Origin of the sequence: Duganella alba (genome assembly GCF_009674495.1) — a bacterium.
In the GTDB taxonomy this organism is placed as follows: Bacteria; Pseudomonadota; Gammaproteobacteria; order Burkholderiales; family Burkholderiaceae_D; genus Rugamonas; species Rugamonas alba.
Map to the genome: position 1 here is coordinate 61416 of NZ_WKJN01000022.1, position 15495 is coordinate 76910.

The window sequence follows — 15495 nt, forward strand, 5'->3', positions numbered from 1 at the left end:
CTCAGGCGGTGGACAGCGCGTTCGCCGCCACAGTGCTGTACATATCCTCGGCGCCGGTGCGGATGATCCAGTGTTCCGGATACGGATCGCTGGCGAAGCGGGTATGGCGCGGCACGCGGCTCAGCTTATCCAGCGAGACGGTCGGCGCCAGCGCGGTTTCCTTGCCGGTCAGCTGGTCCAGGTGCCAGAAGCCGCCGTCGCGGTGCACCAGCAGCGGCAACGCGGCCGCATGCGGCGCGGCGGGATAGGACTTGACCGGATAGCCGGGATGCGTGTCCGGCGCGAGCAGGTAGAAGCATTCGGCGTTGGCCCCCTGGTCGACGCGGTGCAGGATCACGCCATGCGGCATGATGGCCGATACCGACAGCGTGACGATGCCTTTGATGCTGGCGCTGAATTCAATGCGCATGCCCAGCCGCAGCGCGGTCGGCTTGTGCTTGCCCGGCCAGACGCCATCGAGCAGGATGCCGTAGCGCGAGACATCTTCAATTTCAAATCCCAGGCCGGACCGGCGGATGATGGCGTGTCGGCCCGACAGGCGGCGCGTCAGGCCGTTGGTGTCCTGGCCGTCCGCCGAGTAGTGGGTCAGCATGACGTCCGCTTCCGGATCGACCAGTTCGAAGCGGCCGATCACGCATTCTTCCATCGCGAACAGGCGGATCTGGCGCTGCGAGCCGGCTTCCGGCGCGGCGTTGACCAGCGATGCCGAACGCGTGGTGTGCGGATGCACGGCGGCTGCTTGCGGCATGTCGATTTCGATCAGGTCTTCGTCCCACGCGATGGTGGTGAAGCCCAGGTCCACTTTGCCGGCCGGCGCGTTCAGGTCCAGATGCGCGATGCCGGCGTTGCGGGCGGTGACGTCGATATCCAGGCTGTCGCCGCCTTGCGCGCTGACGCGGGCGATGGAGGCGTCGTCCGCCATCACGCGGACGTTCTTGTGGGTGCTGAGGAAGATGCGGTGGATTTCGGTCAGCGTCGCGTCCAGGCGCGGCACCAGGATGACGAAGGTGCACACCCATTTGCGCGCCGCCATGCCGGTGTGCTGGCTAAGCAGTTCGATGCTGATCTGGTACTGGCCATGTTCCTTGCCGCGCGAGGAGAACTCGGCGAACACCGGCCGCCATTCGCCGCTGACCGAGCGCACGAACTGCTGGCGCGAGGCGCCGTTGGGAATCAGGTCCGATTGCAGTTGCAGCGTGAGTTGCGGTGCGCAGGTGTCCGGCATGCCGCGCAGTTCCATTTTCAGCGTCTGGCGGCCGCCGGCAGCGCGCGGGTCGAAACCGCTGATATGCAGTTGCGGACGCAACGCCTGGGCGCGTTGATGGGGACGGGCGTAATTGGCTGGCGGTTCGTGCGTTTCGGCGGATGCAGGGACGACATCCAGCACCGTGGCCGGCGAGGCGGCACGGTTGGTACGCAAGGCATTCAGCAGGTCGTAGCTGGACGCTTCAACTTGGGCGTGGCCGCCTTCACAAGTTTGCGATCCAGGCATGACCCAGAAGGTGCAATGCGGGTGCTGGGCATTACTACATTTTTTCATGACAAACCGACCGATGGGATACCCGCAAGTTTATGCGGTTTTCGCTCTGTTTGGCAAACTTTGCAACCGATTTTTGATACAGGCTGTGCGGGTATCAAAAATGCGACGGAATTGGTGCTGTCGGCAGTGCCGTTTCGTCAACATTGCCGACCGTTTTGGGCGTGGCGAAGCGGACGACGATGGCGCTGAGGTTGTCGATGTGGAGTTGCGGCGGCGGGTTGTGGGCGTAGTCGCTGAACAGGGCGTCGAGCGCGTGGCCGGCGTCCGGCTGCGCCAGCAGTTCCGGCCAGCGTTCGATCCATGGCTGTGGACGGGCGCAGGACCAGAAACCGTCGGTGGCCAGCAGGTAGGTGGCGTCGGCGCGCACGGCCACGGCGCGGCGGTCGGCCAGGTGACGCAGGAAGGGCGGCAGGTTGGTCGCGTCCAGCGGCAGCAGGCCGTCGTCCAGCACTTGCGGATTGGTGAAGGCGTTGCCCAGGATGTAGGCCTGCGAGATCTGCGCACGGTGTTCGCCGTGCACCTGCTGCCACCATTCCTGTTCGTCCAGCAGGCCGTGCATGGCGAAGGCGGTGGCGGGGACGTGGTCCGCCGTCAGCGGCTTGACGGTTTGTTGCGTGATTTCGTACAGGCGCGAGTCGCCGGCGTGGTACAGCATCGGCTCCCGGCCGGGCGGGATTTCCAGCAGCGTGAGCGTGGTGCCGGGACGGCGGAAGGTGTCATGGTCGTCCGGGCGGGCGAAGCGGGCTTGCAGGTCGCGGTGCAACTGGTCGAGGCGCGCGCTCAGTTCTTCCTGCGTGGCGCAGGCGGGGATGCGCAGCAGGCCGGTGGCGACGGCTTCGGCGGCCTGGCGCCCGTGGCCATGGCCGCCCATGCCGTCCAGGACCGCGAGGCGCACATGGCCTTGCGGCCAGTCGGGCAGTTGCGTGGTTTGCGGCGTCTGGTCGCGCAGCAGCACGGCGCGGCCGTTGGCGTCGATGAGCAGCAGGTTGTCCTGGTTTTCCGGCGCTTGCAGTTTGCTGATGCTGGCGCTGCTGCGGGCGGCGACATCCAGGCCGGGGCCGAAGTTGAGTTGGTCGGTGATGCGTGTCATCGGTGCGGGCGCCGCAGCGCGGGATGCGAAAGGCCACAGCTTAGCCGAAAACGTGCCGGCGGCGGTGGGCGGCGTGTGCGTCATTCGCCGCTCCGGCGCAGCCACAGGCTGCTGACCCAGCCGGTGTTGTCGCGGCCATTGACGCTGGCCTTGATCTGCCACCAGTCGCCGTCGCGCGCGCCGGTCGGCGTGACATCGGCGCCAGCCGGCACGATGGCGACGCGGGCGGCGTGCACGCCAGGCGCGGCGCGCAGGTTCAGGTCGCGGTGCACGTGGAAGGGCTGGCCGGCAGCCGGGCCGGATGCGGTGGGATGCGCTATTTCTGCGGCTGCTGCCGGCGCGATGCTGCTGGCGAGCGCGCTGGCGCTGGCGGTCGCCGGGCCGTGCGTGGCGTACAGAATCAGGCTGCCGAAGCCCCAGGCGCCGGCCACCGTGATGAATAGCGCACGCGCGTTCGGCCGGCGCCACCAGGTGCGCGGCGTCAGGTACGCGGCCAGGAACAGTGTGATGATCAGGCCAGCGACGAATGCGGCAACGGCATAGAGTTTGGCGGCGTCCATGATGAATCAGGCGTCGAAGCGCAGCACGTAGTGGCCGGCGACCAGGTGATGGCCATGCGGCAGCAGGTAAGGTGCATCGCCGATGCTGGCGACGAATTGCAGCTTGTCGTCCAGGTGGTACAGCGCCTGCGTGGCGCTCTGGCGGCCGATGGTGTAGCCCTTGGCGGCGGCTTCAAAGCTGAACGCGGTGCGCGACAGGCCGATGCGGTCGGCGCTGGCCGTGCCTGCGCCGTCGGCGCGTTTGAGGAAGCGCGGCGAGTCGAGCAGGCGCAGTGACGCCAGCATCGGCGAGTTGCGGCCGAATGTGAAGCGCACGCCGCTGGCGACGCCGGCGCTCACCGGCTGCGCGAGGCAGACCAGGGCGCGGTAGCGGTCCGCCATTTCCGGCGCGGCGGGCAGCAGGCGCAGGGAGCGCGCGTCGACCGGTGCGAAGGTGGCGGGCGCTTCGATGCGCTGGCGGCCTTCGGGGGTGCAGGCGTACAGATCGTCGGCCGCATCGACCATCAGGCTGATGGCCGGTTGCGCGTCGGCGGACAAGGCCAGCGCGCGGTTGAACGGCAGTTCCAGCGCCTGCGCGCCGGTGTCGCGGTAGCGGCTCAGGCGCGGCAGGGCCAGCGCCACCAGGCTGACGCGCTGTTGCGACACCGGCGCGTAGGTGGCGTCGCTTTCGCCTGCGCGGTTGGCCGGCTTGTGGCTGGCTGCGGCCGGCACGGCGGTCAGGTCGATCGGGCCGGCGCCGGCTTGCGCGCCGGTCTGCCGGCTGGTCGCTGCGGCGAGACCAGTGGACGCGTAGGGCGCCCCCGCCGCCGTGGTCAGGCCAGTCGGTACTCGATCCCGGCCCGCCGCTTCGGTCATCCCGGCGGGCCTGACGGACACGCGGGGCGCGTCAGCGGCGTCCTGCGCGCCGCGCGAGTCCACGTTGGCCTGACCTGAACGGCTCTGCCAGACCGCCGGATTGCTGGCGGCGATTGGCGCAGCGCTCGCTGCCGGATCGTTGAACGTGCGCGGACGTGCCGGGAAAGCGGAGGTGCGGGCGATTTTCAGCAGCAGCCGCTGGCCGCCTTGCGGCTCGCGCAGCGACTTGATGGTGTAGTAGCCGCTGCGCGGATCGTAGCGGCAGTCGAAAGCGTCCTTGGGACGCATCTGCACCACAGGCGGCGCATCTGGACCGTCGTTCAGGATCAGGAGTGCGGCATCGGGACCGAATGGCCAGCCCTGGGCCACAGCGCTGGCTTCCGCGCCTTCGCCGCCGATCAGCGCCAGGCGCTGGTTGGGATACAGCGGGCATACCGGATGCCAGATGGCGCTGTCGCGCGACACGCTGACGTTGTACAGAATCTTTTCGTCCGGCGCCGGCAGGTACACGGCATGTCCGAACTTGACTTCGATCTCGCCCGGCGCCAGCGAGGTGGCGCCCACTACGTCATAGCGCACCTGGTCGCTGCCGAGCAGATCGCCGAAATCCTTCTGATGCAGCGCGGTCAGCGTCTCGGCCAGATCGCGCGCCCGCGCGCCGCGCGTCAGGTGGTAGTCGTCATCGACTTCTTCCTGTGGCAGCACCAGCGTCACATGCGAAAAGCAGCGAGTGGCGGCGCGGCCCTTGTGCTCGCGCGGGCTGCGCTCCAGCAGATCGCGCAGTAGCGGGCGGCGCGAGAACAGCGCCAGGCCCGGCGTCTGCCAGATGGCCTCGGCGTTGAATACGTCCGGAATGCGTCCCAGGACGGCGTGTTGGACATAGGTCGGCATGATTCAAACTCCTTCTGTAGATGGCGCGCTGATCGCACAGAACGTAAGCAGAGGGCACAGGAAAAACAGCAGATGGCTGCCGCCGGCCGACAGAAAACTCATCGGCTGGCCCATGATGGGGAAGATCGCCAGGTTGGTCCCCCACGACAGCAGAAAGTGCGCCAACACGAAGGCGCCGCCGCCGCACAGCGCGAAGTAGCGGAAGCGTCCGACCCAGGCGTGGCGGAAGTTGCGGGCCGCCGTGCCGCTGCGGTAGGCGCGTGCCGCCGTCAGCACGATCCCGATCAGGAATGCGGCCTGCACGGCCCACAGCAGCAGGCCGCCGACCAGGCCATGGCGATTGAGGAAGAATGAGGCGGCAAAGTCGTCCTGCACTGCGGGAATCTGCACCACGCCGCCGGCGGACTGCCCCAGCGCGCGCAGGCCTAGCCAGTGGTCGGCGCCCAGCCAGCCGCCGTCGCCGATGGCGCGTGCGCCCAGCAGCAGTTGCTGGCCGGTGTGGGGGTGTTCGGCGGGATTGAGCCAGACCAGGAAGCGGTCGGCGTAGAAGCCCCAGCGGATCAAATCATCGGTGCCGACGACACGCAGGTAGACTACGCCGGCGACGGCCATCAGCGCACCAGCCAGCAGCAGACCCGCCAGCATGCGGTTGCCGGCGGCGACGGCATAAGCCATGCCCATGCCGGTGCTCCAGACCAGCAGCAGAATCAGCGGCGAGAAATCGTCCACCTGCACCAGCGCAAGGCCGAGCAGGGCGAGGAACAGCAATGCGGGCGCGATCAGTTGCAGCCAGCGCGCGCCGTGGTCGGCCAGCCGTTGCGGGCCACTGTGCCAGTTGAAGCGCAGCGCCAGGCAGTGGGCGGTGAGGGCGGTCAGCGCCAGCTTGGCCAGTTCCACCGGTTGCAGGTCGAAGACGCCGGTTTCATCGCCCCACAGCACCTGCGCCGCCAGCGCGGCCAGCGCCACGGCGGCGAACAATGCAAGCAGCCATTCGATGGTGCGTTGCTGAAGATGTGCGCCGCGCGCGGCCTGCTGCTGTGCCCACAGACGCAGCAGGCCGCCAAGGCCGGCGCCGATGGCCAGCATGGCGGCGCTCTTCTGGTAATAGCGCAGCCACGAGGATTCCGGCGCGCCGAGGCCCAGTTCCAGCTGCGCCAGCAGGCCGGCTGCCAGCAGGACGGCGCCGGCGGCGGTTGCCAGCGTCAGACGGCCCGGCAGCGCAAGCCATACCAGCAGCGCGCTGGCGCCCAGCAGCAGCGAGCATGCGGCGCTTGGCGCGTAGCCGGCCCGCTGTGCGATCAGCGCGATCAGGCCGACCGTCAGCATGCCTGCCGCCGCCAGCAATCCGCCGCCGTCGGCCAACCGCGTTGTCCATGGCGAACGGGCCAGGCCGCGCGCGCCAGCGCTGACGGCGACGCAGGCGAGGCACAGCGCCATGCCGATCCAGATGGCGTCCGCATGGCCGCCGCTCCACAACGTGCGTTGCTGCCATTGCCAGCTGACTTGCTCCGGCAGCTTCAGTTCGGGATCGCTGAACAGCTTGACGTGGCGGCTGGGCTGCAAGACCAGTTGGTCGTCCTGGGTGGTCAGCTGGAAGCGCGTGTGACCGACCATGATGGCGTTCACGCCGGTCAGCGCAGCTTCCTGCTTGCGCAGGTCGGACTGGTCGCTGCGGTCCGTCACCAGCACGGCGGCGCGGTCGCCATCCGGATTGCCGGCCGAAAGCTGCAGGCGGCCGTTGATGCGGGCGACTTGCGCGGCGCCCGGCGTTACCTGCGCCAGCCCGAGGCGATTGTCGCAATACAGGTTGCCGCCGAAGGTCAATGGGCGGGAAATCGTTAGCGCCAGCGGCATGATGCGGTTCCACGCGGACAGCGCCTTGGAGGCCAGCCGCGATTCCGGACAGTTGGCCTGCTGGCTGCCGTCACGATACAGCACGGCGCCGTCGTAGCGCCATGCGTGGCCGTCGCGGGTGAAGCTCACTTCGCGCGCATCGGCCGCGCCGACATTGAACACCGCCCCGTCGATCTGAAAACGCTGCAAGCCCAGCATGGCCATGCTGCCCAGGCGCTGGTCGCTGCCGTCGCGCAGCAGGACGACCTGTTTGCTGGCGCTGAGATTGCGCAGAACCCAGCCACCGGCGTCATGGCGCAGCGACAGGTGGTTGCGGTCGGACTGCGGCGCCGCCAGCTCGCGCTGGCCGAGCGTGATGCTGTCGCCCGCCGCGAGATTGACGGTGATGGCGGCTGGCAGCCAGGCAGCCGGCGCGCGCAGCAAGGCCAGCGCCTGCAAGCCGCACAGGCCCGCCAGCAACGCCAGCGTGAGCGCCAGGCCGATGTTGTGGGCGGCGGCGCGGGCAAGTGCCTGGAGGCCGTCGGTCAGCAGGCCGGCAAAGCGCTGGCCCAAAGAGGCGCGCAGCACCAGCCGATGAGGCGCGTTGCGTGGCGCCGTGCGGTTGGAGGCGGTCATCACCATGTGCTCCGCGTGGTCTGCCAGCCGTTGACGGCTGAAGGACGGCGCATGGCCAGCACCGGATCGACCGCGTCGAAGGCGCCGCGCGCCAGCTTCACGCCCTGGATCGCATTCAGCATGCGGCTGATCTGAATGGCGTGGCGTGGCCGCTTGGCTGGATCGATATGCAGCAAGGCACGCAGCAGATCCAGCGCCGCGTCGCGCTGCGTGGACGGGATGGCGGCGGCGAAGCGTTCCTCTTCCGCCGCATGCAGGGCGGTGGGGATATCGCCGCCGTTCCTGCCGCGAATCAGGTCAGCGCCGGCGACGTGGTGTTCGCGGTACGCCTGCCCGCAGTCGCTGCAAAAGCGCAGCGGCGTGCCGTTGGTGACCAGGAAGTACAGCAGCGCGCCAAGCGAAAAGTAATCGCTGCGCGCGCCGGTGGCGTAGCCGCCGCCGTCTGCGGGGAAAAATTGTTCCGGCGCCTGCCAGTTGGCGGTGCCGGCATAGGAGTGCGCCTGCAAGTGGCCCAACTCGCGGTTGGTGCCGAAATCGGCCAGTTTGACGGTGTGCAGATTCGGATCGAGCAGCACATTGGCCGGTTTCAGGTCCAGGTAACGCCAGCCGTATTGGTGCACCTTGGCCAGCGCCTGGTTGATCTGCGCGATCCAGCCCAGCGTTTGCGCCAGCGGCACGGTTTCGCCGCGCCCCTTGAGCGCGACCATGTGCTTGCCCAGGTCGGAACCCATCAGCTCCAGCGCCAGCACCGGCAGGCCTTCGTGCCAGCCGCTGTCCAGCAGGCGCACGATGTGCCGTTCATCCCAGGGTTCCAGCGACTGCAGGAAGGCGATTTCGTTGGTGGCGCTGGTGGTCCAGCGCTCGCGCAGGGCGGGCAGGGCGCGCGCCATCTGTTCCTGGTTAATCAGCTTGATGGCGACGTCGCGCGTGGCCTGCGGCCCGCTGGCGCGCCAGATGATCCCATACGCCGATCCGCCGATCTGCTCGCGCAGCCGGTAGTGGCCCAGTTCCAAAGCGATGATTGCGTCTGCTGTCGTCATGATTCCCCCGTTGCAGAACGCTAGCGGGGGGAATGAAAAAAGCCCCGACGAATCGGGGCTTTTCAGGCGAGGGCTTAACGGCCCCAGCGATCGTGGTGGTGCTCCCAGCGGTCGCCGCGATATTCGCGGTAGTACGGGCGGGCCGGTTCAACGTAGACCACGCGCGGTGGCGGTTCGTAGTAGCGCGGTGGCGGTGCGTAGTACACCGGGGCAGGACGCTCGTAATAGACCGGCGCCGGCTGCGTGTAGACGCGGGTTTCGACGTAGTCACGACGGCCGCCGCGATAGTAGCGGTCATCCGAGGTGCGGACGCTGTTGCCCACCGCCGCGCCAACCAGGCCGCCGACGATGGCGCCATCGCGGCCGCCGGCGCTGTTACCGATTGCTGCGCCGACCACAGCACCGGCCACCGTGTTGAAATCACGGTCGCTTGCGAAGGCCGACGACGACAGTGCTGCGGTGGCCAGTAACGCTACACCCATCATTTTTTTGCTCAACATGGTATTTCCCCTTGCTGCGGCTCGGATCGAAATGATTCGTTAGCCAGTGACTCCACTTTAAATCAGGGGGGAATTATTACCACGTCTTATACACATGCTTACAAAGGGGCCTTGCTGGTAATGGCTTGTTACATTTGGTCATACGTTTATAGACGCCGTGTTTCCCACTCCGGACGCAGCAGGCTGAATACCGTCACATCCTGGTAACGGCCGTTGATAAAGAACGATTGGCGCAGCGTGCCTTCGGCCTGGAAGCCGCATTTTTGCGCGATCCGCACCGAAGCGACGTTCTCCGGCGCCGTCAGCAATTCCAGCCGGTGATACTGGTAGACGTTGAACAGATAATCGACCACCAGGCGGCACGCCTCGGTTACATATCCGCGTCCGCCCAGCTTTTCGTCGAACAGGCGGTAGCCGACTTCGCGCGTGGTCGGCGTGCGGCTTTTGAAGTGGGTGATGACGCCGATGATGTGGTGCGCCGCGTCCTCGATGACAAACAGTTCGCTGTCTTCGGTGACGAAGCTGTTCTGCATGAACTCCCGGCGCATGGTTTCCGGCGACTTGAAGTGCGTGGAAAAATAATCACCGCGCGACGGCAGGTCGTTGACCAACGCGATGAAGGTGTTCAGGTCTGCGGTGACCAGATGGCGCACGGTGCAGTTTCGGCCCTTGAGCATAGACGCTTTCTTCAAGCAGTTGAATACACATGGTAGAGCAAGCGCGATAGCAAATCAACATGGATGACAAGATCGTCACGATGGGTTATCGTTTGAGACGATCTTGCTACCCAACCTCTATCAATACAGGAACCGCATGAAATCCGTCTTCAAACACTCCCTGTCGCTGACCGTCCTGGCCAGCAGCCTGTTGAGCCTCGGCGCCAGCGCCGCACCCGCCAACGATCCCGCCACGCTGGCGCAGATCCGCGACAGTGCGATGAAAAGCGACTGGGCCTACGAGCGCCTGGCCGACCTGACCGACCTGGTCGGTCCGCGCCTGTCCGGTTCCGCCGGCGCCGCCGCAGCGGTGGAGCAGGTGGCGGCCGCCATGCGCAAGCTGGGCGCCAAGGTCACGCTGCAGCCGGTGAAGGTGCCGCACTGGGTGCGTGGTGAGGAGAAGGCGGAGCTGGTTGACTATACCGGCCGTCCTGACGGCGTGTCGCAAAAAGTGGTGCTGACCGCGCTGGGCGGCTCCGGCGCGACGCCAGCCGCCGGCCTGACCGCGCCGGTGATCGTGGTGCACAGCTTTGATGAACTGAAAGCCAAGGGCGCGCAGGTCAAGGGCAGCATCGTGCTGTTCGACGTGGCCTTTGACCAGGAGATGGCGGATCGCGGCCTGGCTGGTCCGGCCTACGGCCAGGGTTCGCGCGTCCGCACCCAAGGCCCGAAACTGGCGGCTGAATTGGGCGCCGCGGCAGCGCTGGTACGTTCGGTTGGCGGCGCCAATTACCGCATCGCCCACACCGGCGCCACCGGCTTGGTAGACGGCGCGCGTATTCCCGCCGCCGCCGTGACGGCGGAAGACGCGATGCTGATGACCCGCCTGTCGGCACGCGGCCCGCTGAAAATGCACCTGACCCTGACGCCGCAAACCCTGCCGGACGCCGACAGCTTCAACGTCATCGCCGACTGGCCAGGCACCGACAAGGCCGACGAGGTGGTGATCGTCTCCGGCCACCTGGATTCGTGGGACCTGGCCACCGGCGCGCATGATGACGGCACCGGCGTGGCCGGCGCCATGGGCGTGATCGACACGCTGAAGAAACTGGACCTGCATCCACGCCGCACCATCCGCGTCATCGCCTGGATGAACGAGGAAAACGGCACCCGTGGCGGCCGCGCCTACTTCGAGGCCAACAAGGACAAGCTGGACAAACACTTCGCCGCGATCGAATCCGACGAGGGCGGCGGCCGGCCGTTCGGCTTCATCGGCAGCGTGACGCCGCCGATGGTGAAGTACTTCGCGCCGCTGAAAGCCGCGCTGGAGCCGATCGGCGCCGGCGTGTTCGAGCGCCACGATGCCGCCGCCGGCGCCGACATCGGCCCGCTGGAGCGCGGCGGCGTGCCGTCGTTCCAGCCGCTGGTGGACGCCAGCTTCTACTTCAGCTACCACCACACGCCGGCCGACACGCTGGACAAGGTCAGCACGCTGGAGCTGAAACGCCATGTGGCGGTGATGACGTCGCTGAGCTGGTTCCTCGCCAATATGGATGAGAACATCGGCCGCGTCGCCAAGCCGGAGTAAGCGTCTGGCGCCCGGCGCATGCGTGCGCCGGGCTTTGTCCGCCCATGGTAGCCTTGTCGTTAACAAGGAGGCAATCATGGACAGGCTTCATTACAAAGGATGGGACATCATCCCGACCGCGCTGCCGACCAGCGACCATAAATGGACGGCCAGCTGCGACCTCGCACGCGTGAACGCGGACGGCGAGGAAGTGTTCGAAGGCGCCACCATGCAGTTTGTGCGCGACAGCCAGGAAGACGCCATCACCGCTGCCTGCGACGAGGCGATCGTCCAGATCGATAACATCATCGCCAACCCGCTGGTGCGCATGGCCTGACGCCAGGCGCAGGCAGTAACGGCTTGTGATAACATAGCTGCATGACTGTCCTGCTCCGATCCTTCGTCGTTTGGCTGATGCTGCTGGCGCTCCCGTATCAGGGATATGCGTCGGCGCAGATGCTGCTGTGCGTCGCGCCCGCGACCACGCATGCCGCCATGGCCATGCCATCCGGACCGCACGATCACGCGGCCATGATGGCGGCGCAGACAAAGCAGGAACAGGGTTCATCCTCTCATGCCACCATGAAGTGCAGCGGCTCCGCATGCTGCGCGGCCGCCGCGCCATTGCTGGCGCTGGAATTGGCCGCACCGGCGCTGCCGTCGGTATCGCGCGTGATTCCTTTCTATTCCGATTTCCTCCCTGCGGTCGACCTGGCCCACCCTGAACGTCCCCCTCAAGGCTACTTCGCCTGATCACACGACAGCTCCGTCCGCGAGCTGGGTTTTCATAACGATTTTTTTGAGGTTGAGGACATGACTTCTCTGTATAAACTCGCCGGTGGCGCCAGTTTGCTGGTGTTGCTGGGCGGCTGTGCATCGCCGTCCGGCGATGGCGGCTTCGGCGCGGTTGCCGGCGTCAGCGAACAGCGTACCGGCGTCAGCGCCAGCGTGGCTGGACGCTTGCCGCGCAACGAGGACGATGCGCGCGCGCTGGCCGCCGTCATCGGCAAGAAACTGGAGCAGCCGCTGGCTGCCGACGATGCGGTGCAGGTCGCGCTGCTGAATAATCGCGGGCTGCAGGCGACATACTGGTCGCTGGGCGTGGCCGAGGCGGACCTGGTGCAGGCGGGCCGCCTGCAAAATCCGGTGCTGGACTTCAAACGCACGCATGGCGGCGGCGAGGTGGGTGTCGAACGCACGCTGACCTTCAATCTGGTCGGCCTGATTACGGCGCCGATGGCCAGCCGCATCGAAGGCCGCCGATTCGAGCAAACCAAATTGCTGGTGTCGAACGAGGCGCTGAAGGTGGCCGCCGATACGCGCCGCGCGTGGGTGGAGGCGGTGGCGGCCAGCCAGGTTTCCGATTATGCGAAACAAGTAGAGGCGTCGGCGCAGGCCAGCGCCGAACTGGCGGAGCGCATGCGCAAGGCGGGCAACTGGAGTTCGCTCGACATGGCGCGCGAGCAGGCCTATCACGCGCAGACGGTGGCCGATGTCACCCATGCGCAGAAGGCCGCCGTGGCGGCCCGCGAGAAGCTGACACGCTTGCTGGGACTGAGCGGCGAGCAGGCGACGGCCTATCGTCTGCCGGATCATTTGCCGGACCTGCCGGCGGCGCCGCGCGCGCTGGCGGATATCGAGCAGATCGCCGTCAACGAGCGGCTGGACATCCAAGCGGCCAGGCTGGATACCGAGCAGACCGCATCCACGCTCGGCCTGACGCGCACCACGCGCTTCATCAATGTGCTGGACCTTGGCGCGGTGCGCAATACCGATGGCCCGGCGGCCACACGCGGCTATGAGCTGACGCTGGAGATTCCTTTGTTCGACTGGGGTTCGGCCCGCGTCGCGCGCGCGGAAGCGACGTATATGCAGTCGGTGAACCAGCTGGCGCAGGCGGCGGTGAACGCGCGCAGCGAGGCGCGCGAAAGCTATGCCGACTATCGCACTTCCTACGATCTGGCGCACCATTACCGCGACCAGGTGCTGCCGCTGCGGAAGCAGATTTCGGAGCAAACCCTGTTGCGCTACAACGGCATGCTGATGAGCGTCTTTGAATTGCTGGCCGACGCGCGCGAGCAGTCCGCCGCCGTCAGCGGCTACATCGGCGCGTTGAAGGACTACTGGACAGCGCAAGCCAACCTCGATGCCGCATTGGGCGGCAATCTGACCAAGAATAAAGGAGTTCAACCATGACCGACCGCAGATCTTTTTTGACTGGCGCGGCCCTGATCGGCGCCGGCATGGTGAGCAAGGTCGCCGTGGCGTCGCTGCCGGAAGCGCCGGTGCAATCGGCGGCCGCCACGCAGGGCCCATTGACGCCGCCGAACGGCCGTCCCTACAACCCGGTGGTGACGCTGAACGGATGGACGCTGCCGTGGCGGATGAAGGATGGCGTCAAGGAGTTCCATCTGCTGGCCGAGCCGGTGGTGCGCGAGATCGCGCCGGGCATGATGGCTAATTTGTGGGGCTACAACGGCCAGAGTCCGGGTCCAACCATCGAGGTGGTGGAGGGCGATCGTGTGCGCATCTTTGTCACCAACAAGCTGCCGGAGCACACCAGCGTGCACTGGCACGGCCAGCGTCTGCCGAACGGCATGGACGGCGTGACCGGGCTGACGCAGCCTGGCATCGCGCCCGGAAAGACGTTTGTGTATGAGTTCATCGCCAGGAACGCGGGCACCTTCATGTATCACCCGCATGCCGACGAGATGGCGCAGATGGCGATGGGGATGATGGGCTTCTGGGTGACGCATCCGCGCGATCCGAAGCAGCATGCGGTGGATCGTGATTTTGTCTTCCTGCTGAATGCCTACGATATCGATCCGGGCAGCTATACGCCGAAGATCAATACGATGACGGACTTTAATCTGTGGACTTTCAACAGCCGCGCCTTCCCCGGCATCGATCCGATGGTGGTGCGCAAGGATGACCGCGTGCGCATCCGCGTCGGCAACCTGACCATGACCAATCATCCGGTGCATTTGCATGGTCATACGTTCGAGGTCACCGGTACGGATGGCGGCTGGGTGCGGCCGGCGGCGCGCTGGCCGGAGGTCACGACCGATATCGCGGTGGGCCAGATGCGGGCGATTGAGTTCATCGCCGATGAGCCGGGGGATTGGTCCTTCCACTGCCACAAATCGCATCACACCATGAACGCGATGGGGCATTCGGTGCCCACCATGATCGGCGTGGATCACAGCGGCGTGGCGGAGAAGATCAACAATCTGGTGCCAGGCTATATGGTCATGGGGGACAAGGGCGGTTCGATGGACGGCATGCAGATGCCGCTGCCGGAGAACACGCTACCGATGATGACGGGCGAGGGACCGTTCGGCGGCATCGACATGGGCGGCATGTTCACGGTGCTGAAGGTGAGGGAAGGGCTGGCGCGGAACGACTACAAGGATCCCGGCTGGTACAGGCATCCGAAAGGCAGCGTGGCGCATGAATATACCGGCGAACTACCGCCAGTACCACGCGCCCCAGGCGCGCCGCCGGCCAAACCATCAGAAGCGATGGACGTGAAGCGGGATGGCGATATGCATCACCATCACTAACCCAGGAAGGCCTTGGCCACCAGCGTTGCCAGCGAAAGCAGCACGGTGACCTGGATGCCGAGGCCCCAGCGGATAAAAGTGTGGAGCTCTTTGCGCAGTTGTTCTATCGAAGACTCCACGCTTTCGAAGCGCCTGTCGACTTGCTCGAAGCGCCTATCAACTTGTTCAAAGCGCTCATTTACCTGGTCAAACCGACGATTGATCTCATCCCGCGGCTCAGCCAGTCGGCGGTTCAATTCTTCTCGCATATCGGCGAATTGCCGGGTTATGTCCTCTCGCATTTCGCTGAAGCGGCGCAGCATATCCTCGCGGATGAGGCTCGTGCTGCTCGCCAATTCTTCACTGGCTTTTTTGAAATCTCGCTCTTCGGCACTGCGTAACATGTCGAAGCGCAGTTCAAACTCGCTTCGCATGCTTGCGAGGCGTTGTTCGATGTCTGCGCGGAAGTCCTGCCGGTGGTGTTCTGCCTCGCGTTGCGCGACGTCGGCAGTACGGTCGATATGCTCGCGTAATTCGACGGAGCGGCGTTGGATGTCTTCCTTCACCTCGGCAAAGCGCCGGTTCATCTCGTCTTGCAGATTCTCCAGGCGATACAGGGTCGACTCGTTTTCGGCTTTGGTCCGGCGCAGCTCGCTGAGTTCGGTTTCGATGCGGTTGAATCGGTCGTTCATCTCGTTCCCCAGCGCAGCAAGCGCTGAGGCGTTGCTGTCGGATGCTGCTTCCAGAATTGTTATGCGCTCTTCCATCATGAAAATCGTCCTCCT

Annotated in this window: 14 protein-coding genes; 5 read left to right on the top strand and 9 right to left on the bottom strand. The window is 66.0% G+C overall.

Annotated elements, in window-relative coordinates:
- Position 1: 1 nt before the first annotated feature.
- From GJ695_RS20195 to GJ695_RS20230, 8 genes are all read right to left on the bottom strand, one after another.
- On the bottom strand, positions 2-1492 hold the full coding sequence (locus GJ695_RS20195; protein WP_154367878.1) for an FHA domain-containing protein: 1491 nt from the start codon (positions 1490-1492) through the stop codon (positions 2-4).
- A gap of 142 nt (positions 1493-1634) precedes the next feature.
- The gene (locus tag GJ695_RS20200; RefSeq protein ID WP_229260564.1) at positions 1635-2714 is read right to left on the bottom strand and encodes a PP2C family protein-serine/threonine phosphatase; all 1080 of its coding nucleotides are present in this window, start codon (positions 2712-2714) and stop codon (positions 1635-1637) included.
- A complete protein-coding gene (locus GJ695_RS20205) occupies positions 2711-3190 on the bottom strand; it encodes an SH3 domain-containing protein (protein ID WP_154367880.1) in 480 nt (159 codons plus the stop codon). The genes GJ695_RS20200 and GJ695_RS20205 overlap by 4 nt, the downstream gene beginning before the upstream one ends.
- Positions 3191-3196: 6 nt before the next feature.
- Positions 3197-4936, bottom strand: a complete 1740-nt coding sequence (locus GJ695_RS20210) for a hypothetical protein (RefSeq protein ID WP_229260565.1) — start codon at positions 4934-4936, stop codon at positions 3197-3199.
- Between the two features lie 3 nt (positions 4937-4939).
- Positions 4940-7405, bottom strand: coding sequence for an FtsW/RodA/SpoVE family cell cycle protein (locus tag GJ695_RS20215; protein WP_154367882.1), 2466 nt, complete (start codon positions 7403-7405; stop codon positions 4940-4942).
- On the bottom strand, positions 7405-8445 hold the full coding sequence (locus GJ695_RS20220) for a serine/threonine-protein kinase (protein WP_154367884.1): 1041 nt from the start codon (positions 8443-8445) through the stop codon (positions 7405-7407). The genes GJ695_RS20215 and GJ695_RS20220 overlap by 1 nt, the downstream gene beginning before the upstream one ends.
- Positions 8446-8519: 74 nt before the next feature.
- On the bottom strand, positions 8520-8945 hold the full coding sequence (locus GJ695_RS20225) for a YMGG-like glycine zipper-containing protein (RefSeq protein WP_154367886.1): 426 nt from the start codon (positions 8943-8945) through the stop codon (positions 8520-8522).
- Between the two features lie 146 nt (positions 8946-9091).
- Positions 9092-9622, bottom strand: coding sequence for a GNAT family N-acetyltransferase (locus GJ695_RS20230; protein WP_154367888.1), 531 nt, complete (start codon positions 9620-9622; stop codon positions 9092-9094).
- 136 nt (positions 9623-9758) lie between these two features.
- Here GJ695_RS20230 and GJ695_RS20235 point away from each other — a divergent pair, with 136 nt between their 5' ends.
- From GJ695_RS20235 to GJ695_RS20255, 5 genes are all read left to right on the top strand, one after another.
- The gene (locus GJ695_RS20235) at positions 9759-11189 is read left to right on the top strand and encodes a M20/M25/M40 family metallo-hydrolase (protein WP_154367890.1); all 1431 of its coding nucleotides are present in this window, start codon (positions 9759-9761) and stop codon (positions 11187-11189) included.
- 76 nt (positions 11190-11265) lie between these two features.
- On the top strand, positions 11266-11505 hold the full coding sequence (locus tag GJ695_RS20240; RefSeq protein ID WP_154367892.1) for a hypothetical protein: 240 nt from the start codon (positions 11266-11268) through the stop codon (positions 11503-11505).
- Between the two features lie 41 nt (positions 11506-11546).
- Positions 11547-11921 (top strand): hypothetical protein, encoded by a 375-nt coding sequence (locus tag GJ695_RS20245; RefSeq protein WP_154367894.1) that lies wholly within the window; start codon positions 11547-11549, stop codon positions 11919-11921.
- A 60-nt stretch (positions 11922-11981) separates the two neighbouring features.
- Positions 11982-13364 carry a TolC family protein gene (locus tag GJ695_RS20250; protein ID WP_154367896.1) on the top strand — a complete coding sequence of 461 codons (1383 nt, stop codon included), beginning with the start codon at positions 11982-11984 and terminating at the stop codon, positions 13362-13364.
- A complete protein-coding gene (locus GJ695_RS20255; RefSeq protein WP_154367898.1) occupies positions 13361-14731 on the top strand; it encodes a multicopper oxidase family protein in 1371 nt (456 codons plus the stop codon). Before GJ695_RS20250 ends, GJ695_RS20255 begins: the two co-directional genes overlap by 4 nt.
- Here the strand turns inward: GJ695_RS20255 and GJ695_RS20260 are convergent.
- Positions 14728-15480: a hypothetical protein gene (locus GJ695_RS20260; protein WP_154367900.1), complete on the bottom strand. Its 753-nt coding sequence runs from the start codon at positions 15478-15480 to the stop codon at positions 14728-14730. The genes GJ695_RS20255 and GJ695_RS20260 overlap by 4 nt on opposite strands.
- Positions 15481-15495: the final 15 nt, after the last annotated feature.

Excerpts from the sequence above, each read along its gene's own strand:
- GJ695_RS20230 (WP_154367888.1), bottom strand. The coding sequence starts at position 9,622 with ATGCTCAAGGGCCGAAACTGCACCGTGCGCCATCTGGTCACCGCAGAC.
- GJ695_RS20225 (WP_154367886.1), bottom strand. The coding sequence starts at position 8,945 with ATGTTGAGCAAAAAAATGATGGGTGTAGCGTTACTGGCCACCGCAGCA.
- GJ695_RS20235 (WP_154367890.1), top strand. The coding sequence starts at position 9,759 with ATGAAATCCGTCTTCAAACACTCCCTGTCGCTGACCGTCCTGGCCAGC.
- GJ695_RS20205 (WP_154367880.1), bottom strand. The coding sequence starts at position 3,190 with ATGGACGCCGCCAAACTCTATGCCGTTGCCGCATTCGTCGCTGGCCTG.
- GJ695_RS20200 (WP_229260564.1), bottom strand. The coding sequence starts at position 2,714 with ATGACGCACACGCCGCCCACCGCCGCCGGCACGTTTTCGGCTAAGCTG.
- GJ695_RS20240 (WP_154367892.1), top strand. The coding sequence starts at position 11,266 with ATGGACAGGCTTCATTACAAAGGATGGGACATCATCCCGACCGCGCTG.
- GJ695_RS20195 (WP_154367878.1), bottom strand. The coding sequence starts at position 1,492 with ATGCCTGGATCGCAAACTTGTGAAGGCGGCCACGCCCAAGTTGAAGCG.
- GJ695_RS20220 (WP_154367884.1), bottom strand. The coding sequence starts at position 8,445 with ATGACGACAGCAGACGCAATCATCGCTTTGGAACTGGGCCACTACCGG.
- GJ695_RS20210 (WP_229260565.1), bottom strand. The coding sequence starts at position 4,936 with ATGCCGACCTATGTCCAACACGCCGTCCTGGGACGCATTCCGGACGTA.
- GJ695_RS20260 (WP_154367900.1), bottom strand. The coding sequence starts at position 15,480 with ATGATGGAAGAGCGCATAACAATTCTGGAAGCAGCATCCGACAGCAAC.
- GJ695_RS20250 (WP_154367896.1), top strand. The coding sequence starts at position 11,982 with ATGACTTCTCTGTATAAACTCGCCGGTGGCGCCAGTTTGCTGGTGTTG.
- GJ695_RS20245 (WP_154367894.1), top strand. The coding sequence starts at position 11,547 with ATGACTGTCCTGCTCCGATCCTTCGTCGTTTGGCTGATGCTGCTGGCG.
- GJ695_RS20255 (WP_154367898.1), top strand. The coding sequence starts at position 13,361 with ATGACCGACCGCAGATCTTTTTTGACTGGCGCGGCCCTGATCGGCGCC.
- GJ695_RS20215 (WP_154367882.1), bottom strand. The coding sequence starts at position 7,405 with ATGACCGCCTCCAACCGCACGGCGCCACGCAACGCGCCTCATCGGCTG.